The organism is Methylobacterium sp. Gmos1, from assembly GCF_053764715.1.
On record NZ_JBSNCC010000003.1, the window covers coordinates 546,350 to 569,704 of the forward strand.

A 23,355-nucleotide genomic window follows, 5' to 3' on the forward strand; every position below is an offset into this window, starting at 1 on the left:
GAATTCGCGTCGGTTCGACCGCGGCGATGCTCAAGGGCAAATCCGGTCTGGGGATCGTCGCGCCGCACGGGCCCCTGCGAAAAATTTCGATTGAGGGATGGAATATGCGGCCGCGAACGGCGTCCCTCTCCGCGTGAGGGTGTTTCCCGCGCTTACGCAGGGCGTCCGCGAACGAAACGGAGATCCGCGCATGTCGGAGCGCTGGCCATGAGCGACATGATGCGCCTCGTCGGGCCGCTGATCCCGGCACTGCGCCGCTACGCCAGGGCCCTCCTCCGCAACCCTGTCGATGCCGACGATCTCGTCCAGGATTGCCTGGAGCGGGCGGTGAGCCGCTGGCATCAGCGCCGGCCCGACGGCGACGCCCGCACCTGGCTCTACGCGATCCTGCACAACCTCGCGATCAGCCAGCTGCGCCAGCGGACCCGGCGCGGCCCGCACCTGGCTGTGGAGGATGCACCCGAGGCGAGCCTCGCGATCGCGGCGAGCCAGGACAACGGTCTGCGCCATCGCGACCTGATGGCGGCCCTCGACGCCCTGCCCGAGGAACAGCGCGGCGTGCTCCTGCTCGTGACCGTGGAAGGGCTCTCCTACGCCGAGACCGCGCAGGTGCTCGCCATCCCGGTCGGAACCGTGATGTCGCGCCTCTCCCGCGCGCGTGACCGGATGATCCAGCTCATGGACGGCGAGAGCGGCTCCACCCCCGCCAAGCGCCCGCTTCTCAGGAGGGTGAAGTGAGCCTGCGCCCGATCGGTGAGGACGACCTCCACGCGCTCGTGGACGGGCGGCTCGACACGGCCCGCCAGTCCGAGGTCGAGGCCTACCTCGCCGCCAATCCCGAGGCCCGCGCCCGGGTCGACCGACTGCGCACCCTCGGCCGCGATCTGAGGACCGCCCTCGCGCCCATCGCGGCCGAACCGATCCCGGCCCGGCTCAACCTCGCGCACGTCGTCGAGGCGCGACGGCGGCCGCGGCTGCAGGCCTCCGCCCGGCACGCCGCGGCGGCCGCTTTGCTCCTCGCGGTGGGCGGTCTCGGCGGCTGGGGGCTCCGCGGCGCGGTCGCGCCTGCCGGCATCGATGCCCTGGCGCAGGAGGCGAGCACCAGTTTCGCGGTCTACGCGCCCGACCGCACGCGGCCGGTCGAACTCGCCGCGAGCGACAGCGCCGAGCTCGCCCGCTGGTTCTCCGCCCGGCTCGACCGCAAGGTCGGCGTGCCGGACCTGAGTTCCGCCGGTTGCCGGCTGATGGGCGGGCGCCTGGTCGCCACGCCGCACGGCCCCGCGGGCCTCCTGATGTACGACGACCATCGCGGGACACGGTTCGTCGTCCTCATGCGACCGATGGCCGAGCCGGGTGACGCGCCGATGCGCGAGCACCGGTTCGGATCGGCCATCGGGTACGCCTGGGCGCAGGACGGGCTCGGCTACAGCCTGGTCGGGGCGGCCGGGGCGGCCGTCCTGCATCCCCTCGCCAACACGATCCGCAGCACCACGGCGACGAACACCTGAGGGATCCGATGTCTCTGCTGAACGACCTGACCGGGGCACCTCCCGGAATGCCGCCGCACGCCCTTCTCCTGCGCCTCGCGGCCATCGGGGCGGTGCTCGCCGGGACGACCTGCGGCTTTGCCTATGCGGGCGGCTGGCTCTCACCCCGGGCGCTGACGCCGGCGCGGGTGGTCGACCGCTTCGAGCAGGTGAACGGCCCGCATCCTGGCTTCCGCCGCAACCACGCCAAGGGGATCTGCGTCGAGGGCCGCTTCACCGCGAGCGGCGCGGGCACGGCACTCTCGAAGGCCGGACTGTTCACCGCCGGGCGGGTGACGCCCGTCGCGGGCCGGGTGGCGCTGGCGGGCGGCCAGCCCTACGCGGCGGATGCCGAGGCCACCGTGCGCAGCCTCGCCCTGCGTTTCACGCTGCCGGACGGCGAGGAGTGGCGCACGGGCATGAACAACATCCCGGTCTTCCCGGTGCGCACCCCCGAGGCGTTCTACGAGCAATTGCTCGCCGCAAAGCCCGATCCGGCCACCGGCAAGCCCGATCCCGCACGCCTGACGGGCTTCTTCGCCGCCCACCCGGAGAGCGCGAAGGCGGCCGCCCTGATCAGGGCCCGCACGGTCACCGCGGGCTTTGCCGACAGCACCTACTGGAGCCTCAACGCCTTTCGCCTCGTGGCGGCGGACGGCCGGGACACGCCGGTGCGCTTCGCCCTCGTGCCGGAGCGCACGCCCTCGCCGCAGCCCGCGGCCCAAGCCGTGCGGCGGGACAAGAACTACCTCTTCGACGACCTCGCGGCCGGGCTCCGGCAGGGAGCGTTGCGCTGGCATCTCGTCGCGACCCTGGGACGACCGGGGGATCCCACCGCGGACGCCACGCAGCCCTGGCCCGCCGACCGCGAGAGCGTCGACCTCGGCACCCTGGCGCTCACCGGGTCGGCGCCCGAGGCGGCGGGCAACTGCCGGGACGTGAACTTCGATCCCCTCGTCCTGCCGCTCGGCATCGCGCCGTCCGACGACCCGCTCTTGAGCGCCCGCTCGGCGGCCTACTCGCAGTCCTTCACCCGCCGCGCCGGCGAGGGCAAGGCGCAAAGCGCCGTCGCCGGTACGCCGCCCCACGGAGCCGCCCTGTGACGCCATCGCCCCGCTTCAACCTGCCCGCGCGCCTGCTCCACTGGAGCATGGCCGCGCTGATCCTCGCCATGCTGATGATCGGCGTGGCGATGGTGACATCCATCGCCGACTACCACGTCCTGGTCTCCCTGCACCGGCCGCTGGGGATCCTGATCCTGGTGTTGGCGCTACTGCGGCTGGCCAACCGGCGGCGCCATGCTCCCCCGCCGCTGCCGGCCGACCTGCCCCCGTGGCAGCGGCGGGCGGCCCACGCCTCGCACGTCGCGCTCTACGCGCTGATGCTCGCGATGCCGCTCGTGGGCTGGGCGATGCTGTCGGCGGCGCGCTACCCCGTCGCGCTCGCAGGCCCCCTCGTGCTCCCGCCGATCCTGCCCCAGAGCCCGATGCTCTATGCGGGCCTGCGCTCGGTCCACACCGTGCTCGCCTACGCGCTGTTCGGCCTCATCCTCGCGCATCTCGGCGCAGCGCTGCTGCACGCGCTGATCCGCCAGGATGGGGTGTTCTCCAGCATGGCACCCTGGCGTCGCCGCCGCCCGGCACCGACGCTCCGGCCGGAGGGATGACAGGGGCGCGGCCATCACGATCCCTCACCGCGGCGCAGGCGGGACGTGTGACACGATTTCCTCGGCCCGGCTCGTCGCCGTCGCGATCTCCACGAGCTCGACGGCCAGGTGTCGGCCCGATCTCAAGGGCCGGGGCCGGAGGCGTCAAGACGGCGCCGAGCATGCCGGGATGCAGGTGTCGCGCGAGAGGGACGCGCCAGGGTCTCTCACGTCGCGGCCAGCGGGTGGCCGCCGTGCGGTGGTGGGTTACGGATGGCAATCCGATCAATCGCGGCAACCTGACCGACCCCATCGGAAAGGCTGCCGAGCCGCCTCGCTCGACACTCCATGAAATTAGACCGGTCGTCTTATTGACGTCGCAGGGCGCCTCGGCTACCACTGGTCACAGGGGGAAGTCGCCGTGCCAAACCGAGCTCCGAACCGCCGCGGCGCGGACAGCCGCCGCAAGCTTCTCGATGCCGGTCTCGCGGCGTTCCATGCCTCCGGCTACACGGCGACCGGCGTCGACGAGATCTCGAAGAGCGCCCAGATCCCGAAGGGGTCGTTCTACAACCATTTCGGCAGCAAGCAGGCCTTCGGTGCCGAGGTCGTCGACCTCTACTTCGAGCGTCACCTCGCCAAGCTGCACTCGTTTCTCGGCGACCGCGACCGCGCGCCGGTCGACCGGCTGCGCGCCTATTTCGAGGAGCGCACCGGCTTCTTCGCCGGTCTGGGCTGCAAGCGCGGATGCATGATGGGCAACCTCAGCCTCGAGGCTGCCGACCACAGCGAGGTCCTGCGCGAGCACCTCGCACAGCATTTCGGAACCTGGAGCGCGCTGTTTGCCGCCACGATCAGGGAAGCGCAGGAGGCCGGTGCCGTGCGCAGCCACTTCGATGCGGACCGGCTGGCCGACTTCATCCTCAACAGCTGGGAAGGAGCCCTGCTGCGCATGAAGGCCGAGCGCAGCACGAAGCCGCTCGACGATGCGCAAGCCGTCATCTTCGGGTCCGTCCTGACCTGAACGCTAGAGCATTTTCCGACGAAGTGGATACCGGTTCGTCGAAGGTATGCGGCAAAACAAGGACTTAGAGCGCTTCGCGATTGCAGCGCGATCGTGAAGCGCTCTAGGAAAAACCATAAAACAAAAATCTGGAGGAAGCAGCGATGAGCCAAAATCGAGAGATCGTCGAGGCCTGCCATCTCGCCTATACCGGCTTCGAGAACAACAAGCGCGAGAAGCTTCTCACGCTGCTTGATCCGGAGGTCGTCTTCGAGTTTCCGACCTCGCTGCCCTACGGCGGCACGTATCGGGGAACGGACGAGTTCAAGGCGTTCTGGGCCGACCTGTACGAGAACTACTACGACAGCTTCAACTACGACGCCCATGCGGTACTGGATGCCGGAACGCACGTCGTCGTCCCGGTGGTCGCCAGGGCGCGGGCGAAGAACGGCCGCTCGATGGAGAACGAGCACTGCTTCCTGTTCAAGGTCGAGAACGGCCGCATCGTCTACGGCCGGATCTACGCCGACACCGCCAAGGGGCGGGACGTCATGGAGGGCATGGAGCAGCACCCGTCCCGCGCGAGCGGCTGACGGACCCGGCGATCGGTCGAACGACGCCCTGGTCAAAAGACGACCGGTCTATTTTTTGAGACGCGGATGATGGACATGGAGAGCGGCCGATGCCGATGATCGAACTCTCGCTGAGCAGGGGCGCCCTGTCCGAGCCTCAGCTGCGCGAGCTGATGCATCGCGCCACCAAGACCCTGATGTGGTGGGAGAAGATCCCCGACACGCCGGCCGCGCGGGCGATCGCGTGGTCGTTCGCCACCGAGCTGGAGGAGGGCCGCCTGTTCGTCGGCGGCCAGCCGCCGCGCAAGCCGCGCTACCGCTACCGCGTGCACACCATCGAGGGATTGATGGACGAGCGCGCCAAGCAGGGCGTGATGCGCGACCTGACGCGGCTCACCCTCGAGATCGAGGGAGCGCCGCAGGACGACGAGAACAAGGCCCGCATCTGGTGCCTTCTGCGGGAATACCCGCGGGGGAACTGGGGCATCGCCGGGGTGCCCTTCGCCCCGTCCGGCTACCTGTCGTGCCGCGACGAGATCCGCTTCCGCGAGGACGAACCCCTCGACTGAGCGGCCGAGGCCGGGCCGGAGCGTGCCCTCGAGAGCGCGCCCGGCCCACCATTCCTGGGAGGGAACACACATGTCCTTGACACGGTCCGCATTCCTGCGCGGGGGCGCCGCGCTCCTGGCGCTCTCCGGCACGGCCCGCGCGGCGATGCGCCCGCTCCGCCTCGGCGTCCTCACCGATCTCTCCGGCAACTACGCGGATCCGGCAGGCCTCGGCGCCGTCGAGGCCGCCCGGATGGCGATCGAGGAAGCCGGGGGCTCGGTGCTCGGCCGACCGGTCGAGCTGCTCCAGGCCGACCACCAGAACAAGGCGGATGTCGGCTCCAGCGTCGCGCGGCGCTGGTTCGACGTCGAGGGCGTCGACGCGGTGTTCGAGATGGTGTCCTCGGCGGTGGCCCTCGCCGTCCAGGACATCGCGCGCGACAAGGGCCGCATCTCGGTGGCGACCGGCGCGGCGACCTCGGCCCTGACGGGCAAGGCCTGCTCGCCGCTCGGCATGCACTGGGTCTACGACACCTACGCGCTGGCCAACACCACGGCCCGCGAGCTGCTGGGCCATGGCGGCGACACCTGGTTCTTCGTCACCGCCGACTACGCCTTCGGCCACGCCCTCCAGGACGACGCGACCGCGCTGATCGAAGCCGGCGGCGGGCGGGTCGTCGGGGCGGTACGCCATCCTCTCGGCACGCAGGACTTCTCGAGCTACCTGATCCAGGCCCAGGCCTCGGGCGCCAAGGTCATCGCCTTCGCCAATGCCGGCAAGGATTTCAGCAGCGCGCTGACCCAGGCCAACGAGTTCGAGATCGGCAGCGGCGGGCGCCAGCGCCTAGCCGCCCTGCTGGTCACCCTGAGCGAGGCGCGGGCGCTCGGCCCCAAGGCGGCCCAGGGACTCTACTTGACCGAGGGCTTCTACTGGGACCGCGACGAGGCGACCCGGGCCTGGTCGCGCCGCTTCTTCGACCGGCGCCGCACCATGCCGACCTCGTTCCAGGCCGGCACGTACTCGGCGGTGCGCCACTACCTGCACGCGGTCGCCGCCGCCGGCACCGACGACGCGGCCGCGGTCGCCGACAAGATGCGGGAGATGCCGGTCGAGGACATGTTCGCCCGCGGCGGCCGCGTGCGCCCCGACGGCCGCATGGTCCACGACATGGTCTTTGCCCGGGTGAAGACGCCCGCCGCGAGCCGGAGCGCGTGGGACCTCTATGACGTCGTCCGCATCGTGCCGGGCGAGGATGCCTTCCGGCCGCTGAGCCGGGGCGGCTGCCCCCTGGTCGCCACCCGGTGACCGCGGCGGTTCGACGACTTTCGGCAACACCACCAGCTGAGGAGACCGACATCATGACCGGAACCGAGAACACGATCGACTGGCCGCGGGTGCGCAAGAACGTCGAGCGCGAGCGCATCAACACCTATTGGCGCCCCTACGGCATGCCCGCCATCATGGATGCGGAGCGCAGCCGCATCTCGGGCGCCGCGCAGATGCCGCGCTGGGCCGCCCCGCCGAAGGCGATCGTCTCGGCGGCGATCAACGGCGCCTTCTTCACCAAGGCGGAGAACCCGCACCAGCCGACGACGCCCGAGGAGATCATCGCCTCGGCCGAGGCCTGCATCGCGGAGGGCGCGCAGGTGGTGCACGTGCACGCCCGCGACGAGCGCGGCTACAACGTGCTCGAGCCGAAGCTGTTCGGCGACGTCCTGCGGCACCTGCGCTCCCAGCACCAGAACGTCGCCTTCGACGCCTGCCTCGTCGCGGTCAACGACGAGGAGTGCGACGGGCTCGAGCGCATGCTCGGGAGCGGCCTGATCGACGCCGTGCCGGTCAACACGACCGCGCTGATCCTGGGCGACAACCTGTTCGTCAAGCCGCCGCACGCCATCATCGAGAAGACCCGGCTCATCGTCGAGGCCGGGCTCACGCCGCAGCTCGCGGTCTACACCGACGGCGACGTCGACAACGCCCGCCGCCTGCTGATCGACAGCGGGCTCGTCAAGGGGCCCCTCACCTGGCTCCTGCTGTCGGGTCTCCCGGGCTGCACGCCGATGTACTCGCCCGAGTCGATGGTCGACGGCCTGATGCGGCAGGTCCGCCTGATCCGCCACGTCGATCCGGAGGCGGTGATCATGGTGTGCGCGGGCGGACGGGCGAGCCTGCACCTGACGACCCTGGCGCTGCTGCTCGGCCTGCACGTGCGGGTGGGCATGGAGGACACGGTCTGGAAGTGGCCGCATCGCGACGACCTGATCGACTCGAACGCGGCGATGTTCCGCACGGTCCGGCAGATCGCCGAGAGCCTCGGGCGCGAGCTCATGCCGGGCGACGAGTACCGGGCCCTGGCCGGCGCGGGCCCTGGCGCCCTCCAGGCGGCGGAGTAGCCGCCATGGCGCGCCTCGCCGTCACGCGGATCGGGGAAGGGCCGGTCAAGGTCATCGCGGCCCATACCTGGCTCGCCGACCACCAGACCTACGCCCCGATGCTGCCGTTCCTCGACCGGGAGCGGTTCACCTGGGTCTTCCCGGACTTCCGCGGCTACGGCGGGTCGCGCGCGATCGACGGCGACTTCACCGTGCGCGAGATGGGTCGCGACCTCCTGGCCGTCGCCGACGCCCTCGGCTGGGAGCGCTTCCACCTCGTCGGCAACTCGATGGGAGGCCAGGCCGCGCAGTGGCTCGCGGGCTGGTCCGGCGCCGCGGGCCGGGTGGACGGCCTCGTCCTCCTCTGCGCGGTGCCGGCGCGCGGCGTCCCGCTCGATGCGGGAACCACATCCTTCTTCGCCTCGGCGGTCGACGACGTCGCGGTGCGGGGGCAGTGCGCCACGGCCGTGACGGGCGGCCGCCTCGGGCCGGGCTTCGCGGCCCACATGGCGCGCCTCTCGCAGGAGACCGCCACGCGGGAGGCCCTGCGCGGCTACCTGCGCGCCTGGACCGAGGACGACGTCGCCGCGGAGGTCGGCCCGTTCCCGGGCCCCGTGCGGGCCTTCGTCGGCGAGCACGATCCCGTCCTGACCGAAGCGGTCGCCCGCGACCACATCGTTCCGCTGTTTGCGGACGCGGCGGTCGCGACGATCGCCGGCACCGGCCACTATCCCGGCCTCGAGCTGCCCGCCTACACCGCCGCGCTGCTCGCGCGCACGATCGAACAGGGGGCCGTGCCATGATGCGATCCGAGCCTCATGCGCCGGAGGAGCGCCGGACGGCGCCGGTCGCGCAGGGCATCCCCCTCGCGGGGGCGTTCGGACCGGATGATGCGGGCCCGCCGCGCGGAACGTGGGGGGCGCAGGGCTGGCGGGTCGACGCGGCGGTGAACGCGACCCGGGCAGAGACGGTGTTCGGTGATCGGGCCGTGCGCACCTTCCGCGACCGGCCGGCGACCTACGACGCGATGGTGCGCCTCGCCGCGGTGCGCAACCCGGACGGCGAGGCCGTGATCTGCGGCACCCGCCGCCTGCGCTACCGGGAGCTCGACGACCTCGTCGAGCGCACCGCCGCGGGCCTGGTCGGCGCCGGGCTCGCCGTCGGCGACCGGGTCGCCGTGATGCTCGACAACCGGCTCGAATACGTGGTGGCGATGCTCGCCACGATCCGCGCCGGCGGCATCGCGGTGCCGCTCGGAACGCGGCTGGGGCCGGAGGACGTGATCCACATCGTCGACCACGCCGCCCCGACCTTCGCGGTCACGGCCGCGGAATGGCGGCCGCGCCTGCCCGATCGCGCCTTCCTGCGCGGCGTCTTCCTGGTCGACGCGGCCGAGGGAAGCCGGGAGCGCTTCGACGGGCTGGGACGGGGCGGCCCCGCGCCCCTGCCGGTTCTGCAGCCCGAGGCGACGATGATGATCGTCTACACCTCGGGTACGACCGGCAAGCCGAAGGGGGCCTGCCTCACGCACCTGAACTTCGTGCATACCTGCCTGCACTACCTCTACGCCCTCGCGCTCGACCGGCCGCAGCGCAGCCTCCTGGTCATCCCGGCGACGCACATCGCCGGCTTCGGGCCGGTGATGTCGGTGACGCTCGCCTGCGCCGGCACCCTGGTGCTGATGCGCGAGTTCAAGGCGCGCGCCGTCCTCGAGACCATGGTGCGCGAGCGCGTCACCTTCACGGTCCTCGTGCCGGCGATGTACCAGCTCTGCCTGATGGAGCCCTCGCTCGGGGACCACGACCTGTCGCGCTGGCGCTACGGGGTCTACGGCGGCGCCATCATGCCGCCGGCGGTGATCGAGCGGGTCGCCGAGCGCCTGCCGGCCCTGCGCCTCGTCAACGCCTACGGCGCGACCGAGACCTGCGCCGTCTGCACCATCATGCCCCCCGAGCTGACGGCGGAGGCGTCCGCCAGCGTCGGCCTCGCGCTCGAATGCGACGACGTGCGGATCGTGGGCGAGGACGGGCGGGAGGCGCCGGCCGGGCAGCCGGGCGAGGTGTGGATCCGCGGCCCGAACGTCACCCCGGGCTACTGGCGCGACCCGGACGCGACGGCCGGCGCGTTCCAGGACGGCTTCTGGCGCAGCGGCGACATCGGCACCCGCGACGCGCGCGGCCTGGTCTTCGTGCACGACCGACTCAAGGACATGATCAACCGGGGCGGCTTCAAGGTGTTCAGCGCCGAGGTCGAGAACGCGCTGATGCAGCACCCGGGCGTCGCCGACTGCGCCGTGGTCGGCGTTCCCGACCCGGTCCTCGGCGAGCGGACCTTCGCCTACGTGACCCGCCGCGATCCCGGCCTCGATCCGGCCGGGCTCCGGGCCGGGCTCCTGGCGCGGATCGCCGACTACAAGGTGCCCGACTTCTGGCACGTGACCGATGCCGCCGTGCCGCGCAACCAGAACGGCAAGCCGCAGAAGGCCGAGGTGCGCCGCCTCGCCGCCGGGATGGTGGGAGGGCAGAAGCCGTGATCCTGGACGCCGACACCCTCGACGCTACCGCCTGCTACAAGCTGCTGATCGGAACGGTCGTCCCGCGGGCGATCGGCTGGGTCAGCACCCTGTCGGCGGACGGGATCGCGAACCTCACCCCGTTCTCGTTCTTCACCGTGGTGTGCCGCAAGCCGCCGATGATCTCCCTCACCATGCAGCCGCGCTCGGACCGGGTGACGCTCAAGGACACCTTCGTGAACATCCGCGACACGGGCGAGTTCGTGGTCAACCTCGTGTCGCTGCCCCAGGCCGACGGCATGCACGCCTCCTCGGCGGAGCATCCGCCGGAGGCGGACGAGTTCGTGCTGGCGAACGTGTCCAGGGCGCCGAGCGAGGTCGTGCGCCCACCGCGCGTCGCGCAGGCCCCCGTCAGCCTGGAATGCCGGCTTGAGCGCATCATCCCCCTCGGGGAGGTCGGCGACCACGTCGTGTTCGGACGGGTGCTGCGGTTCCACGTGCGCGACGACCTCTATCTCGAGGGAGGACGCGTCGACACGGCCGCCTTGCAGCCCGTGGGACGGCTGGCGGCCGAGTACACGCTCGCCGACAACGTGTTCACCTGTCCGCTCGATGCCGAGGTCGTGGCAGGGCGCAGGGGCAGCCGGATGACACGGCTCGACGCCCGCCCCCCGGGCTGGTCGCCGATCGACGAGGCAGGGTGGTCGGCCGCTGGCAACGCGATCGTTCCGGGGATCAAGGCATCGCCGTAGGGCATTTTTCCGACGAAGTCGGTGCCGGTTCGTCGAAGAATACACAAGGGTCAAAGATCTGGAGCGCTTCCCGATCGCGATGCAGTCGGGAAGCGCTCCAGTGGATCAATGCCGACAACATACATGATTCACCAGGCCGTTTTCCGGCGTACGACGCAATCGGTCGGACTTGCCATGAGCGACACCGGACCCGCCGGGAGGCGAGGCAGGCCGTGGCCAGGCCATCGCTCCCACGGATGTCGTCGGGCACCCGGTCGGTGACGGGCGGTCCTCGGACGAGGGCGACGCGTCACCGATCCTTTCGCGCGGCCGGCTCGAGGCTCTTATCGAGGAAGGCGGCGGCGCGGCTGCCGGCGATCCGCGTCTCCGGCACCTCGGGAACGACCACTTGGAAGACGTGCGGCATGCCTTCGTACAGGTCGAGCACGGCGTCACCGCCGCCGCTGCGGATCGCCTGGTAGAGGCGGACGAAGTCGCTGAGCAGGATCTCGTGGGTACCGCCCTGGATCAGCGTCGGCGGGAAGGGCTTGGCGAAATCGCCCTTGATCGGCGAGGCGTAGGGCGAGTCGATGTCGCCGTTGCCGACATAGGTCTTCATGAACCAGGGCAGCTGATCCGCAGGGAGGATCGGGTCCGCATTCTTGAGCGTCGTATAGGTGTCGCCGGAGCGCGTCAGGTCGGTGTTCGGGGACAGCACCCAGAGCGCGCCCGGCATGGCGATCCCCTGATCCCGCAGCTTCAAGGTCGAGGCGATAGTCATGTTCCCGCCGGCGGAATCCCCCGCGATCGCCATCGAGCCGGCCGCGCCGCCCGCCGCGAGGAGCGCCTTCCACACGGCGACCACCTGATCGGTGACGACGCGGTAATCCGCGCGCGGCGCAAGGGTATAGTCGACGGAGACCACCTCCCGTCCGGTCGCGTCCGCGATCCATGCCGCCGCGCCGACGGTCGAGCGGGCCGAGCCCAGGACGTATCCGCCGCCATGGATGTAGACGACCGGCCCCGATCCCGACCGAAGCGTCTTGGGCGCAATGCGCAGGACCGGGACGCCGCCGAGCTGCGCCTCGGTCACCCTGACCCCTAGCGCGTCGACCATCCGCTGGTTTTGCGCTGCACGGCTCGCAGCGACTCGCGCATTGAGAGCATCATAGCCTGCCAGATCGGTCGGCTCCTTGATCTCAGGCTGCTTCTCCCTCTCGGCATAGGCTCGGCTCAAGGCCGTTCGCGCCGGGGGCGAGACGGTCGAGGGAACGAAATAGCGGCTTGGATCGGTCGAATGCCCATCCGCCGAGTGCGAGACCGCAGGAGCGATCAGCATCGTTCCAGCAAGGATGATCTTCGTGACAGCGCGCATGGACGTGACTCCACTTCTCAATATCCGATGATGGCCGGCCGATCGGCGTCGCCCCGGCGGCACGACCGGCGGCGCGGCTCATTCGTTGTCCATCTGGATAACAGAGCGATTTTTCGTCGTCCATTTGGAAAATCGTTTCGCCTCGGGCAAGGTTCGCCATGGCGGCGTCCCGCTTCGTGCGCGGCGATCCGGGGGCGGATGGGATATGAGATGAGCAAGGCAGCTCGGGCGGCAGAGCCGCCCGTCAGACGCCGTCGATATCAATCGACGTCCCGCGACGATCAGAAACGGGAGAGCCGGCAGCGAATATTGGAGTGTGCGCTGCGCCATTTCAGCGAAAGAGGATTCGATGCGGCGTCGCTGCGTGACATCGCGGGCGATGCCGGCGTCACGCATGCCCTGGTTCGCGCCCATTTCGGCGGGAAGGAAGAACTCTGGCGGGCGACGATCGATTATCTATTCGAGCGCCAGGAACAGGCGATGGATTTCAGCGCATATTCGAGACTTGAAAGATTGGACGCGCAGGACGTTCGCAGATTCATTCACGACTTCGTCGCGCTCTGCGCGGCAAATCCCGAAAATGTCCGCATCATGTTCCGCGAAACGATCGGATCGTTGAACGACAGAACCAGGTGGCTGATCGACCATCACATCGAGAGGGTGACGCGACCGCTGGTCCGGCTCCTGGGGCGAGCGATGCACGACGGCGTCATCGTCGAGATGCCGATCCACACGCTGGTCTACGTCATCGCTTCGCTCTCGCAAAACATCTTCGCCCTCAAGGCTGAGACGGAATATCGATTCGGCGTCGACATCACGACGCCCGAAGAGGTCAGCAATCACGCCGATGTGATCTGCAGGCTGATCCTCAAAGAGTCGTGACAGCGCTCTTTGCAGCAGCGCACCTTGCGGGAATGCCGTGCGACAGCCCGGTCGGCGTGGTCGAAATCCAGGATTTCAGCCAGGAGGGCGAACAATCAAGCAGCCTCGCCGAACAGGAACTTCCGATAGAAAGCCCGGGCGAGGCCGCACGTTGAGATCGCGGGCGGATGACGTCGATGGCCTCGACGGCAATCACGTACTGGTAGGTGAGTGCGATCCCGCCCAGCGTCGCCAGGCTGAGACCCGCCAGTGCGATCAACATGGCGAGTTTCCGCGGGATAGTGAGCACGGGCATCGGGTGGTCGCTCCAGATCCGGATATGCCCGAACTGTAGTTTTCTTATGAAAAAAAGTTAATAAGTGGTATTTTTACTTGCGATCTATAACTTGCCGTCATCCGATACGCCGCATTGCCGCTGAAAATCGATGATCGATCAATATGTTATATTTACGATTATTTTCCTATAAAGCGGCACGCTGACGCTCGTCGAGGTCGGCGAGCCGACCACCCTCGTACCGCTCACCGACTCGGACACCCGCACCCGCAACCTCAGCACGAAGGTCACCGAGGGCCTGCGGCGCTTCGACGCGAACTTCGCTCCGCAGCCGCTGCTGGCGGCTACCTGGAGCGTCAGCGAGGACGGCCTGCGCTACCGCTTCTCCTTGCGCCCGAACGTCCGATGGCACGACGGCAAGCCGTTCACCGCCGCCGACGTGCGCTTTTCGCTCCTGGCCCTGAAGAAGATCGGTCCGCGCGGACGCATCACCTTCGCGAACCTCGTCGAGGTCGAGACCCCGGACCCGCTGACGGCGATTCCCGTCCCGTCGAAGTCGACGCCGTATCTCCTCAAGGCGCTCACCGCGGCCGAGTCGCCGATCGTGCCGGTTCACCCCTATCCGGGCGAGCCATACGGCGACAGCCCGAACGGCAGCGCCCCGATCGGGACCGGGCCATCTTCGCCGAGTGGGCGCGGGGCAGCCACGTCGTCCTTCGCCGCAACCCGGATTACCGGCAGCCCGGCCGGCCCTTCCTCCACCGGATCGTGATCGCCGACGGCGACCTCGCCACCTTCATTCGCCGCGTCTATGCCGAGCGCGATTTCGACTTCAACCTCAACGGCATCAGCCGCCTGTTCGATCCGACCGTCGGCGTGCAGCGGCTCTACTGATCGGACGGGATCAAGCGCCCCCTCCCCTACCTGAACACCGCCCATTACAGCAATCCGGCGGTCGACGACCTCTTCCGCCAGGCGGCGACGGAGGTCGACGAGACGCGCCGGCGCGAGACCTTCCGGCAGATCCAGGCCATCGTCGGTGCCGACCTACCGGCCGTGGCCCTGGTGACGATTCCGACGGTCGCGGTGCAGAACGCCCGGGTGCGGCGCCTGTTCAACAGCATCGACCTCGCCGCCGGCGACTTCTCGGAGACCTGGCTCGCGGCGTAACAGGCTACCGGGATGACAGCCCGCGGCGCAGGGCGCCGTGCGCCGCCATTCCGACGAGCATCGCGGCGACGAACACGATGACCGGCATCAGCCCGGTGGAGAGCGCCGCCACCGCCGGCCCGGGACAGAATCCCGACAGGCCCCAGCCGATGCCGAACAGGACGGCGCCGAGGACGAGCGGCCGGTCGATCCGGGTCCGGGTCGGCCAGTCGAACGCATCCGCCAGGAGCGGCCGGCGCAAGGAGCGCGCCAGCGCGGTGCCGAGGCTCGAGGCCGTGACGGCCCCGGCGAGCACGAAGGCGAGGGTCGGGTCCCAGGCACCGGTCACGTCGAGGAAGCCGCGCACCCGGGCGGGGTCGAGCATGCCGGACATGGCGAGCCCGATCCCGAACAGCAGGCCGGCGAGGGCCGCGGCGGCGAGGCGGAGCATCGGCATCACGCCAGCACCCGTCCGAGGGCGACCGTCAGCATCCCGCTCGCCAGGAACACTGCGACGGCCACGGCCGAGCGCGGCGAGAGCCGGGCGAGGCCGCAGACCCCGTGGCCGGAGGTGCAGCCCGAGCCGAGCCGCGTGCCGAAGCCGACGAGCAGCCCCGCGAGCGCCAGCACCGGCAGGCTCGCCTCGATCCGCATCGCCGGCCGGCCGCCGGCGAGCAACGCGAAGACCGGCGGTCCGAGGACGAGGCCGGCGAGGAAGGCGAATCCGGTGTGCCAGGCTTCTCCAGCAGGCCCCTCGCCGGCCGGCCGGGCGAGACCGGCGACGAGGCCGCTGATCCCGGCGATGCGGCCGTCGAGGAGGAGGAACAGGGCGGCCGAGAGGCCGATCAGGAGCCCGCCGGCGAAGGCGGAGGCGAAACTGCTCATCGGGGGGTCCGGGTTCGAGACGGCGGCGCCGGACCTCCGGCGGCCGCACGCCTGCCGTAGCGGAGGGTAAACAGCGAAACAAGGCTTGCGGCGCACCGTATTTTCGTAGAATATCAATTGAAATCAATAGCTTAGCGAAGCAAATGCTCTTGTCTGCACCGTTCGCGATCATGGCCTTCTCCGGCATGGCCGGAAACGAGGGAGGTTCTTCCCACCCGGTGGTCCGCGGCGCATGGCAGGCCTCTTTGCGAGACCCATCGGAGGATCACGCCATGGCTTCAGCGACGATGACCCGCGGCGACGAGGTGGTGTTCGACCGGCTCGACCTCGCGGAGGCATTGGGGATCTGGCGCAACGCCAAGGGGCGGGTCGTCGGCGTCCACGACCAGAACGGCCGCACCCCGACCATCGACGTCGCGTTCGACGGCCACGAGACCCTTCGGCGCTACCTGCCGGACCTGTTCCGGCGCGTGCAGTAGCCGTCCGTCACGGAGATCGTCTCGACATGGATCCGGCCCTGCCGCCTGCGCTGCGGGCGAGCGCCTCCGCGTTGCGCCAGCCGCCCTTGCGCGCGACGAGCCACAGTACGGCGGAGGCCGATGTCTGGGCCGAGTTGCGCGCCGAGGCGGAGGCGGCCCTGATCGAGGAGCCGCTCTATGCCGGGATCATCCAGGCGACGATCCTCGACCAGCGGGGTCTCGCCCAGGCGCTGGCCTACCGCCTCGCCCACCGGCTCGGCGACGGCGACCTCGCCCGGCTGTCGATGCGCGACCTCTGCCTCGCCGCCTTCGAGGCCGACCCGCAAACTGGCGCCCACGCGGTGCGCGACCTGATCGCGATCCGAGAGCGCGACCCGACCTGCCGGCGCTACCTCGACCCGTTCCTGTTCTACAAGGGCTTTGCCGCCCTCGAAGGCTACCGGGTCGCCCACTGGCTGTGGCATCAGGGCCGGATGACGCTGGCCCTCCATGTCCAGAGCCGGATCTCGGAGGTGTTCGGCTGCGACATCCACCCGGCGGCGCGGATCGGGTCGGGCGTGTTCATCGACCACGCCACCGGCGTCGTCATCGGCGAGACCACGGTGATCGCCGACGACGTGTCGATCCTGCAATCGGTGACGCTCGGCGGCAACGGCAAGGAGAGCGGCGACCGCCACCCGAAGATCGAGCGCGGCGTGCTGCTCAGCGTCGGCGCCAAGGTGCTCGGCAACATCCGGGTCGGCGAGGGCGCCAAGGTCGCGGCCGCCGCGGTGGTGCTGCACGAGGTGCCGCCCCACACCACCGTGGCGGGCGTGCCGGCCCGGGTGGTGTCGCGCATCCCGCGCAGCGAGGAGCCGGCCCTGACCATGGACCAGTTCTTCGGCGACGGGATCTGACCGGCGCCGCGTCCGCCGTACCAGAGACGGGCGATCGCGCGGGCACGACACGATCGCGCTCGCGGAGAAGTCAATTTTACGAAATCTGCTGTATTGCGATCGTTCTTATCCGTCATCTGACGCAATGAAAATATATATATATCGGTGCGGCGATAAAGGAAAAAACATCCTATTGACCCCTGGACCCGCCAGACGCTATCGCTGGGTCAGCGAGACGGCAGGCGGCCCAGCATTCACGAGTGGGCGCTGCCATCGCTGCTGTCGAGATGCTGCGCCTGGCAAGATAATCGATCGACGATATCTTGCTACGACTTGCCGTTCCATGCGGACAGCGACGATTGCCGGCGTCTCTCTGTGCGGCATTCCGGGCCGGTCACGGGCCCATACGGCAATACGGAGACGAACCACGATGAGCGGACCGGGTTTGAGCGTCAGCGCCTCAGCCGCACGCAACCTTGCCACCGCGACCGTCACCTCGGTCCAGAACGCGGCCAACACGCCGCGCTTCCTACTGCGGCTGCTGCCCTTCGTCGACGTGCCGGGCGGCGTCTACCGGGTCAACCGCCGCGCCGTCGTGCTGGCGAAGGCCGGCCGCATCGACCTCGCGGCCGAGGGCGAGACCCGGGCGGTCAAGGCCGGGTCCTTGCGCGCCGTGCCGCTGTTCAGCCGCCTCGGGGACGCCGAGCTGGCGGCTTTGGCGGGCAAGTTCACCGAGAGCCGCCACCAGGCCGGCGAGGTCATCGCCGAGGAGGGCTCGACCGGGCGCAGCCTCGTCGTGGTCGCCGACGGCACCGTCGAGCTGACCCTGTCGGGTCCCTACAAGGGCCGCCTGCGCCAGGGGCTCGCGACCCGCGGCGACCATTTCGGCGACGGCGACCTCGTCGGCGAGCCCGGCCCCGCCCCGGCCGTCAAGGCGCTCTCGGCGGTGACCCTGCTCACCCTCGACCGCGCCGCGATCGAGGACGAGGCCATCGCCTCGCGCATCGCCCAGCACCGCGAGGAGCGCGACCGGCTGAAAGGCCACACCAATTCCCACGGCGAGCAGGGCATCGAATTGCTCGCGGTCCATGCCGGCGAGCCGCGCCTGCCGACCACCTTCGTCGATTACGAGATCGATCCGCGCGAGTACCACCTCTCGACGATCCAGACGATCCTCAACACCCATACCCGCGTCACCGACCTCTACTCCAACGAGATCGACCAGCTGCGCGAGCAGATCCGCCTCACGGTCGATGCTGTGAAGGAGCGCGAGGAGTGGGAGTTGCTCAACAACTCGCAGTTCGGTCTCCTCCACGAGGTCGCGCCGCGCCAGCGCATCCCGACCCGCGGCGGCCCGCCGACCCCGGACGACCTCGACGAGCTGCTGACCCTGGTGTGGAAGAAGCCCGCCTTCTTCGTGGCGCATCCCCGCGCCATCGCGGCCTTCGGCCGGGAGGCGACCCGCCGCGGCGTGCCGCCGGTGGTGGTGCACCTGTTCGGGGCGCCGTTCATCACCTGGCGCGGCGTGCCGCTCGTCCCCAGCGACAAGCTGCCGGTCGACATCGACCCGGTGACCGGCGCCCAGACCACCTCGATCCTGCTGCTCCGCGTCGGCGAGGGCGAGCAGGGCGTGGTCGGCCTGCACAAGTCGGGCGTGACCGGCGAGATCGAGCCCGGCCTGTCGGTGCGCTACATGGGCACCAACGACCACTCGATCGCCTCGCATCTCGTGACCCGCTACTTCTCGGCCGCGGTGCTGGTCGAGGACGCGATCGCCCGTCTCGATAACGTGCTGCTCGGCAACTACCATGACTATGCTTGAGGCGCCGTCCGGCTTCCCCTCCGGGACGCCGGCCGAGCTCGCCCACGCGGATCTCGTCGGGCGCCTCGCCCGCGAGATCTATGGGCAGGGCCAGGCCTTGAGCGCCCCCTTCGCGCCGACGCTGCCGGCGGGACCTCAGATCCCGCAGGCACTTGACGCGCTTCCCTCGTCCCCGGCTCCGGCCGGGGCCACCCCCTCGGGGGCCGAACCCGGCCTCTCTGCCCTCGGCGCCCGCTCCTTCGGGGCGCCACCGGTCGGCTTGGCCGGCGTGAGCGGCCCCTCAGCCGCCAAGCCCCTCGGCGCCAACTCAGGCCCGGCGAGCGCCAACGTCCTCGATCTCGGCGCCATCGCCCCTGTGCATCCGCTGAGCGACCCGCTGCGGTCCGAAAGCCTGCCGGAATACGCGGTGCCGAGCCTCGCCGAGGTCGCGGCCGGCCTGCCCGGAGGCACCGACCTCACCCGGCAGATCGCCGCCGACCACCCGCGCGCGCACGCCTTCGCGCAGGCGGTGGCGCCGGCCCTGGTCCCGGTGGATCCGTCGCGAGAAGGCAGGGACGTGGCGCAGGAGCATTTCCGGCGCACCGGCCGCCTGTCCGAGCCGCCTTCCGTGCCCTCGGCCGAGGCCGACTACTACTTCCTGAACCCGGCCCCCTCCCCGGCCCGGGGCGGACGGATTGCGGCGAGGCCCCGGGTCGAGCCGTCGCGACATCACGGCCCGGCCTCGCGGGCGCTCGCCCTCGGGTCGAGCCCGGTCGCGGCGCCGTTCGACGTCGAGCGCGTGCGCCGGGACTTTCCGGCGCTGCACCAGGGCGTCAACGGCCACCGGCTGGTCTGGCTCGACAACGCCGCCACCACCCACAAGCCGCAGAGCGTCATCGACGCGACGAGCGACTTCTACGGCCACCACAACTCGAACATCCACCGGGCGGCGCACACGCTCGCGGCGCGCGCCACCGATCTGTTCGAGGGCGGCCGCGAGAAGACCCGCCGCTTCCTCAATGCGCCGTCGAAGGACGACATCGTCTTCCTGCGCGGCACCACCGAGGGCATCAACCTCGTCGCCAACTCGTATGGCCGCGCCCATATCGGCCCGGGCGACGAGATCATCGTCTCGACGATCGAGCACCACGCCAACATCGTGCCCTGGCAGCTGCTGGCTCAAGGCACCGGCGCGACGATCCGGGTGATCCCGGTCAACGACCGCGGCGAGATCATCTTCGAGCAATACGCCGCCCTTCTCTCGGGCCGCACCAAGATCGTCTCGGTGACCCATGTCGCCAACGCGCTCGGCACGGTGAACCCGATCGGTGAGATCATCGCGCTCGCCCACGCCTACGGCGTGCCGGTTCTGGTCGATGCCGCGCAATCGACGCCGCACATCCCCATCGACGTCCAGGCGCTCGACGCCGACTTCCTGGTCTTCTCCGGCCACAAGGTGTTCGGGCCGACCGGCATCGGCGCGCTCTACGGCAAGAGCCACCTGCTCGAACAGATGCCGCCCTGGCAGGGTGGCGGCCACATGATCGAGGACGTCACCTTCACCCGGACCGTCTACAAGGGCGCGCCGGAAAAGTTCGAGGCCGGCACCCCGGACATCGCCGGCGCCGTGGGCCTGGGCGCCGCCCTCGACTACCTGGAGGGCGTCGGGCTTCCGGGCATCGCGGCCTACGAGCACGACCTGCTCGACTACGCGCAGGAGGGGCTTTCCGAGGTGAAGGGCCTGCGCCTGATCGGGACGGCGCGGGAGAAGGCGAGCGTGATGTCGTTCGTGATCGACGGGTACGAGAACGAGACGGTCGCCCACCATCTCGACCGGCACGGCATCGCGGTGCGCTCGGGCCACCATTGCGCCCTGCCGGCGCTTCGCCGCTTCGGCGTCGACCAGTCGATCCGTGCCTCGCTCGCCTTCTACAACACCCGCGAGGACGTCGACGTGTTCCTCAAGGCGCTGCACACCCTGCCGCGGCGCTGATCCTCGCGCGATCGCCCGGCGCCTTGCAGCGCCGGGCAATCGATGCCGAGGGCCGCCGAGGCGAGAGGCCACCTCACTCCCGGTCGAGGCCGGGCAGCGTCGCGAGCGAGGCGGCGAGCGCGTCCACCAGCATCCGGACGCGCTTGATCCGCGTCCGCCCGGGCACGACGAGCAGCGACAGGGGCACGGGCTCGGGCGTGAAATCCGGCAGGATCTGCTCGACCAATCCGGCCGCCAGCAGATCGTCGATGAGCCAGACGTGCGCCGCCGCGATCCCGCGTCCCTGGGCCAGGGCCTCGCGGGCCGCCAGGCCGTGATCGACCCGCAGGCCGCCGTCGAACGGGATCTGGACCGCCGCGCCGTCCCGGCCGCGCAGCGGCAGCGTCCCGCCCCCAGCGAGGTTGCTCATGCGGATCGAGGCATGGGCGACGAGGTCGTCGGGAGTCTCCGGCCTTCCCCGCTCCGCCAGATAGGCGCGGGACGCCACCAGGATGCGGCGGGACCGGCCGAGGGTCCGGCACTGCAGGGTGCTGTCCGCGAGGGGTCCGAGCCGGACCGCGACGTCGACCGCCTCCCGCACGAGGTCGATGCGCGCATCGGACAGGCTGAGATCCACCACGATCCCCGGATGGCGATCCTGAATGGAGAACAGCATCCGGCAGACGTGACGGACCCCGAGGGCCGCGGTGCAGGAGATCCGGATCGTCCCGGTCAGGCCACCGCCGGCGCCGCGCGCCCCGTCCGTGGACTCGTCCACCAGCCGCAGGATGGTGCGCACCTCGGCGTGGTAGCGCCGTCCCTCGTCGGTGAGGGTGACGCGCCGGGTGGTCCGGCTGAGGAGCGTGACGCCAAGGGCGTCTTCAAGCTCCGCCACGTGCCGCGAGACGGTCGATTGTCCCACACCCAGTTCGCGCGCCACCGCCGACAGGCTGCCGCGTTCCGCGACGCGCACGAAGCTGCGCATCCGCTCCAGGGTGATGCCAGATCTATCCATTTAACGGCATGATCCTATCCGTTTCCCCCAGCTACCGGATGGATCGAGCGGTGCCTAGCTTCGCGACATCGTCCTTCGGTGAGCCGCACGCATGAACATCCTCGTCGTTTCCGCCCATCCCGATCCGGCCTCCCTGACGAACGCCCTGCGCGACGTGGCGGTGGCCGAACTCCGGGCCGAGGGGCACGCGGTCCGCGTAACCGACCTCTACGCGATCGGCTGGAAATCCGAGGTCGACCGCCTCGATTTCCCCGCCCTGCCCGCCTCGGCGCGCCTGCGGGTGCCGGCCGCGTCCGGCGAGGCCTTCGCCACCGGAAGCCTGACGCAGGACGTCGTTTCCGCACAGCGGGATCTGCTCTGGGCGGACGCACTCATCCTGGCGTTTCCGCTCTGGTGGTTCTCGATGCCAGCGATCCTGAAGGGATGGATCGATCGGGTCTACGCGTTCGGCTTTGCCTACGGCGTCGGCGAACACAGCGAGACGCGCTGGGGCGACCGCTACGGCGAGGGCACGCTCGCGGGCAAGCGCGCGATGCTCGTCGTGACGGCCGGAGGCTGGCCGTCCCATTATGGTCCTCGGGGGATCAACGGGCCGATCGACGACCTTCTCTTCCCCATCCACCACGGGGTGCTGTTCTATCCGGGCTACGACGTGCTGCCGCCCTTCGTGCTGTATCGCGCCGACCGGACCGACGAAGCGACGTTCGACGAGGCCGCGGCCGCACTGAAAGCCCGGATGCGAGCCCTTTTCGAGACGCCGCCGATTCCGTTCCGCCGCCAGAACGGCGGGGATTACGCAATCCCGTCGATGGAGTTGCGTTCCGACAGGGTCGAACCGGACCTCACCGGTTTCGCGGCCCACGTCGAGCGGCCCGATCACGGCGTTCGAGACGTCGAGCATCCACGCGGATAGCAGTCCAAGGGACAACCGCTCGACTAGATCGTCCGCGACAGCCTCTTCGGCGGCCCGAAAGCGGCCCCCGCCCAGCCGAGCCGACCAGGTTTATACCGCCGCGCCTTCGAACGGATCCGTTCGAAGGCGCTGGCTAAGCCCGACCGGGCGTCGGCGCTGATGCGCCGGACGTCTTCGCATCGACGTGCCGATGCGAAGGAGCGACGATGTAAGACCCGGGCGAAGCGGTCCGACTGAAGGTCCCGCCGCCGCGACGAGACAGGTGCAGAACGCGCGCACGGCCGGGTCGAGCAGGCCTTCGCGGTGTTCTACACCTTCACCCTCGGAGGCAGCGCGCTGGCAGAGCCCCTGGTCTACGGCAGCCTCGGCGATCTCGCCGGCTCCTGACCGTCGCGGCACTTGCCGTCGTGCTTCTCATGCTCGCCCTGTCGCGCCATCTCGGCGCAGCCGCACCGCGCCGGGCCTGATACGGCCCGCAAGGCGCGCCGCGCGCTCGGGACCCCGGTCGATCGCCGTCCGCCACAGGCAGCAAGCGAGCGTTGTCGTGGATCGGGGCCGCCAATTCCGGCTTCTGGACAAGCGCGGCAGCAGCCTCGCCGCTAACCCATTGCAGGTCGCGCTGACCCTTCTCGCACCACTCGTCCAGGCTCCCGGTGGCGCCGAGCACGTAGACCGCCACCCGGCACGGGACCACGCCGCCCTCCGGCAAGCGCTCGTCGTAGGTGTGGTAGTCGGCCGGTTCCTTACCGATCCGCCCCACGACGCCGGCCTCCTCCCGCGCCTCGATGGCGGCGGCGCGCGCGCTTCCATGTCGCCCGTGCACCG

General features: G+C 70.1%; 25 protein-coding genes. 20 read left to right on the forward strand and 5 right to left on the reverse strand.

The features are described from left to right. Positions 1-207: 207 nt before the first annotated feature. The 12 genes from ACS5PV_RS08725 (at position 208) to ACS5PV_RS08780 (ending at position 10,931) form a co-directional block, all read left to right on the forward strand. Positions 208-738 carry an RNA polymerase sigma factor gene (locus ACS5PV_RS08725; protein WP_455394935.1) on the forward strand — a complete coding sequence of 177 codons (531 nt, stop codon included), beginning with the start codon at positions 208-210 and terminating at the stop codon, positions 736-738. Positions 739-740: 2 nt separating this feature from the next. After that, positions 741-1,508: an anti-sigma factor gene (locus tag ACS5PV_RS08730; protein WP_455395013.1), complete on the forward strand. Its 768-nt coding sequence runs from the start codon at positions 741-743 to the stop codon at positions 1,506-1,508. A gap of 8 nt (positions 1,509-1,516) precedes the next feature. Next, the gene (locus ACS5PV_RS08735) at positions 1,517-2,629 is read left to right on the forward strand and encodes a catalase family peroxidase (RefSeq protein WP_455394936.1); all 1,113 of its coding nucleotides are present in this window, start codon (positions 1,517-1,519) and stop codon (positions 2,627-2,629) included. Further along, on the forward strand, positions 2,626-3,192 hold the full coding sequence (locus ACS5PV_RS08740; RefSeq protein ID WP_455394937.1) for a cytochrome b: 567 nt from the start codon (positions 2,626-2,628) through the stop codon (positions 3,190-3,192). Before ACS5PV_RS08735 ends, ACS5PV_RS08740 begins: the two co-directional genes overlap by 4 nt. A 400-nt stretch (positions 3,193-3,592) precedes the next feature. After that, positions 3,593-4,195, forward strand: a complete 603-nt coding sequence (locus tag ACS5PV_RS08745) for a TetR family transcriptional regulator C-terminal domain-containing protein (RefSeq protein WP_455394938.1) — start codon at positions 3,593-3,595, stop codon at positions 4,193-4,195. Between the two features lie 143 nt (positions 4,196-4,338). Continuing rightward, entirely contained in the window at positions 4,339-4,767 is a 429-nt protein-coding gene (locus ACS5PV_RS08750; protein WP_455394939.1) for a nuclear transport factor 2 family protein, read from the forward strand. 89 nt (positions 4,768-4,856) lie between these two features. Beyond that, positions 4,857-5,315, forward strand: a complete 459-nt coding sequence (locus tag ACS5PV_RS08755; protein ID WP_455394940.1) for a tautomerase family protein — start codon at positions 4,857-4,859, stop codon at positions 5,313-5,315. A 70-nt stretch (positions 5,316-5,385) separates the two neighbouring features. Then, positions 5,386-6,600 (forward strand): ABC transporter substrate-binding protein, encoded by a 1,215-nt coding sequence (locus ACS5PV_RS08760; protein ID WP_455394941.1) that lies wholly within the window; start codon positions 5,386-5,388, stop codon positions 6,598-6,600. A gap of 53 nt (positions 6,601-6,653) precedes the next feature. Continuing rightward, positions 6,654-7,688, forward strand: coding sequence for a 3-keto-5-aminohexanoate cleavage protein (locus ACS5PV_RS08765; RefSeq protein ID WP_455394942.1), 1,035 nt, complete (start codon positions 6,654-6,656; stop codon positions 7,686-7,688). 5 nt (positions 7,689-7,693) lie between these two features. Continuing rightward, on the forward strand, positions 7,694-8,470 hold the full coding sequence (locus tag ACS5PV_RS08770) for an alpha/beta fold hydrolase (RefSeq protein ID WP_455394943.1): 777 nt from the start codon (positions 7,694-7,696) through the stop codon (positions 8,468-8,470). Then, positions 8,467-10,200 (forward strand): class I adenylate-forming enzyme family protein, encoded by a 1,734-nt coding sequence (locus tag ACS5PV_RS08775; RefSeq protein WP_455394944.1) that lies wholly within the window; start codon positions 8,467-8,469, stop codon positions 10,198-10,200. Before ACS5PV_RS08770 ends, ACS5PV_RS08775 begins: the two co-directional genes overlap by 4 nt. Further along, the gene (locus ACS5PV_RS08780) at positions 10,197-10,931 is read left to right on the forward strand and encodes a flavin reductase family protein (RefSeq protein ID WP_455394945.1); all 735 of its coding nucleotides are present in this window, start codon (positions 10,197-10,199) and stop codon (positions 10,929-10,931) included. The genes ACS5PV_RS08775 and ACS5PV_RS08780 overlap by 4 nt, the downstream gene beginning before the upstream one ends. Positions 10,932-11,220: 289 nt before the next feature. On the opposite strand, the gene ACS5PV_RS08785 is transcribed toward ACS5PV_RS08780, so the two are convergent. Further along, positions 11,221-12,285 carry an alpha/beta hydrolase gene (locus tag ACS5PV_RS08785; protein WP_455394946.1) on the reverse strand — a complete coding sequence of 355 codons (1,065 nt, stop codon included), beginning with the start codon at positions 12,283-12,285 and terminating at the stop codon, positions 11,221-11,223. Positions 12,286-12,495: 210 nt separating this feature from the next. Here ACS5PV_RS08785 and ACS5PV_RS08790 point away from each other — a divergent pair, with 210 nt between their 5' ends. Beyond that, positions 12,496-13,167, forward strand: coding sequence for a TetR/AcrR family transcriptional regulator (locus ACS5PV_RS08790; RefSeq protein WP_455394947.1), 672 nt, complete (start codon positions 12,496-12,498; stop codon positions 13,165-13,167). Here ACS5PV_RS08790 and ACS5PV_RS08795 read toward each other — a convergent pair. Then, a complete protein-coding gene (locus tag ACS5PV_RS08795) occupies positions 13,154-13,429 on the reverse strand; it encodes a hypothetical protein (protein WP_455394948.1) in 276 nt (91 codons plus the stop codon). The two genes, ACS5PV_RS08790 and ACS5PV_RS08795, sit on opposite strands and share 14 nt — an antisense overlap. Before the next feature lie 382 nt (positions 13,430-13,811). Here ACS5PV_RS08795 and ACS5PV_RS08800 point away from each other — a divergent pair, with 382 nt between their 5' ends. Beyond that, a complete protein-coding gene (locus ACS5PV_RS08800) occupies positions 13,812-14,213 on the forward strand; it encodes an ABC transporter substrate-binding protein (protein WP_455395014.1) in 402 nt (133 codons plus the stop codon). Continuing rightward, entirely contained in the window at positions 14,210-14,335 is a 126-nt protein-coding gene (locus ACS5PV_RS08805) for a hypothetical protein (RefSeq protein ID WP_455394949.1), read from the forward strand. The genes ACS5PV_RS08800 and ACS5PV_RS08805 overlap by 4 nt, the downstream gene beginning before the upstream one ends. Before the next feature lie 280 nt (positions 14,336-14,615). On the opposite strand, the gene ACS5PV_RS08810 is transcribed toward ACS5PV_RS08805, so the two are convergent. Together ACS5PV_RS08810 and ACS5PV_RS08815 are read right to left on the reverse strand one after the other, a co-directional pair. Continuing rightward, positions 14,616-15,047, reverse strand: coding sequence for a DUF6691 family protein (locus tag ACS5PV_RS08810; RefSeq protein ID WP_455394950.1), 432 nt, complete (start codon positions 15,045-15,047; stop codon positions 14,616-14,618). After that, positions 15,047-15,475 carry a YeeE/YedE family protein gene (locus tag ACS5PV_RS08815; RefSeq protein ID WP_455394951.1) on the reverse strand — a complete coding sequence of 143 codons (429 nt, stop codon included), beginning with the start codon at positions 15,473-15,475 and terminating at the stop codon, positions 15,047-15,049. Before ACS5PV_RS08815 ends, ACS5PV_RS08810 begins: the two co-directional genes overlap by 1 nt. 272 nt (positions 15,476-15,747) lie before the next feature. On the opposite strand from ACS5PV_RS08815, the gene ACS5PV_RS08820 reads away from it, so the two are divergent. From ACS5PV_RS08820 to ACS5PV_RS08835, 4 genes are all read left to right on the forward strand, one after another. After that, positions 15,748-15,954, forward strand: a complete 207-nt coding sequence (locus ACS5PV_RS08820) for a hypothetical protein (RefSeq protein ID WP_455394952.1) — start codon at positions 15,748-15,750, stop codon at positions 15,952-15,954. A 26-nt stretch (positions 15,955-15,980) separates the two neighbouring features. Beyond that, positions 15,981-16,850: a serine O-acetyltransferase gene (cysE, locus tag ACS5PV_RS08825; RefSeq protein ID WP_455394953.1), complete on the forward strand. Its 870-nt coding sequence runs from the start codon at positions 15,981-15,983 to the stop codon at positions 16,848-16,850. A gap of 409 nt (positions 16,851-17,259) precedes the next feature. Further along, on the forward strand, positions 17,260-18,651 hold the full coding sequence (locus tag ACS5PV_RS08830) for a family 2B encapsulin nanocompartment shell protein (protein ID WP_455394954.1): 1,392 nt from the start codon (positions 17,260-17,262) through the stop codon (positions 18,649-18,651). Further along, a complete protein-coding gene (locus ACS5PV_RS08835; protein ID WP_455394955.1) occupies positions 18,638-20,623 on the forward strand; it encodes a family 2A encapsulin nanocompartment cargo protein cysteine desulfurase in 1,986 nt (661 codons plus the stop codon). The genes ACS5PV_RS08830 and ACS5PV_RS08835 overlap by 14 nt, the downstream gene beginning before the upstream one ends. A gap of 73 nt (positions 20,624-20,696) precedes the next feature. Here the strand turns inward: ACS5PV_RS08835 and ACS5PV_RS08840 are convergent, their stop codons facing one another. Then, on the reverse strand, positions 20,697-21,617 hold the full coding sequence (locus ACS5PV_RS08840) for a LysR family transcriptional regulator (protein ID WP_455394956.1): 921 nt from the start codon (positions 21,615-21,617) through the stop codon (positions 20,697-20,699). A gap of 91 nt (positions 21,618-21,708) precedes the next feature. On the opposite strand from ACS5PV_RS08840, the gene ACS5PV_RS08845 reads away from it, so the two are divergent. Next, positions 21,709-22,530, forward strand: a complete 822-nt coding sequence (locus tag ACS5PV_RS08845) for an NAD(P)H-dependent oxidoreductase (protein ID WP_455394957.1) — start codon at positions 21,709-21,711, stop codon at positions 22,528-22,530. Positions 22,531-23,355 lie beyond the last annotated feature (825 nt).

Coding starts and splice junctions, on each gene's coding strand:
- ACS5PV_RS08725 (WP_455394935.1), top strand. CDS start 208: ATGAGCGACATGATGCGCCTCGTCGGGCCGCTGATCCCGGCACTGCGC.
- ACS5PV_RS08735 (WP_455394936.1), top strand. CDS start 1,517: ATGTCTCTGCTGAACGACCTGACCGGGGCACCTCCCGGAATGCCGCCG.
- ACS5PV_RS08750 (WP_455394939.1), top strand. CDS start 4,339: ATGAGCCAAAATCGAGAGATCGTCGAGGCCTGCCATCTCGCCTATACC.
- ACS5PV_RS08755 (WP_455394940.1), top strand. CDS start 4,857: ATGCCGATGATCGAACTCTCGCTGAGCAGGGGCGCCCTGTCCGAGCCT.
- ACS5PV_RS08760 (WP_455394941.1), top strand. CDS start 5,386: ATGTCCTTGACACGGTCCGCATTCCTGCGCGGGGGCGCCGCGCTCCTG.
- ACS5PV_RS08765 (WP_455394942.1), top strand. CDS start 6,654: ATGACCGGAACCGAGAACACGATCGACTGGCCGCGGGTGCGCAAGAAC.
- ACS5PV_RS08770 (WP_455394943.1), top strand. CDS start 7,694: ATGGCGCGCCTCGCCGTCACGCGGATCGGGGAAGGGCCGGTCAAGGTC.
- ACS5PV_RS08775 (WP_455394944.1), top strand. CDS start 8,467: ATGATGCGATCCGAGCCTCATGCGCCGGAGGAGCGCCGGACGGCGCCG.
- ACS5PV_RS08785 (WP_455394946.1), bottom strand. CDS start 12,285: ATGCGCGCTGTCACGAAGATCATCCTTGCTGGAACGATGCTGATCGCT.
- ACS5PV_RS08790 (WP_455394947.1), top strand. CDS start 12,496: ATGAGCAAGGCAGCTCGGGCGGCAGAGCCGCCCGTCAGACGCCGTCGA.
- ACS5PV_RS08795 (WP_455394948.1), bottom strand. CDS start 13,429: ATGTTGATCGCACTGGCGGGTCTCAGCCTGGCGACGCTGGGCGGGATC.
- ACS5PV_RS08810 (WP_455394950.1), bottom strand. CDS start 15,047: ATGCCGATGCTCCGCCTCGCCGCCGCGGCCCTCGCCGGCCTGCTGTTC.
- ACS5PV_RS08815 (WP_455394951.1), bottom strand. CDS start 15,475: ATGAGCAGTTTCGCCTCCGCCTTCGCCGGCGGGCTCCTGATCGGCCTC.
- ACS5PV_RS08820 (WP_455394952.1), top strand. CDS start 15,748: ATGGCTTCAGCGACGATGACCCGCGGCGACGAGGTGGTGTTCGACCGG.
- cysE (WP_455394953.1), top strand. CDS start 15,981: ATGGATCCGGCCCTGCCGCCTGCGCTGCGGGCGAGCGCCTCCGCGTTG.
- ACS5PV_RS08830 (WP_455394954.1), top strand. CDS start 17,260: ATGAGCGGACCGGGTTTGAGCGTCAGCGCCTCAGCCGCACGCAACCTT.
- ACS5PV_RS08835 (WP_455394955.1), top strand. CDS start 18,638: ATGACTATGCTTGAGGCGCCGTCCGGCTTCCCCTCCGGGACGCCGGCC.
- ACS5PV_RS08840 (WP_455394956.1), bottom strand. CDS start 21,617: ATGGATAGATCTGGCATCACCCTGGAGCGGATGCGCAGCTTCGTGCGC.
- ACS5PV_RS08845 (WP_455394957.1), top strand. CDS start 21,709: ATGAACATCCTCGTCGTTTCCGCCCATCCCGATCCGGCCTCCCTGACG.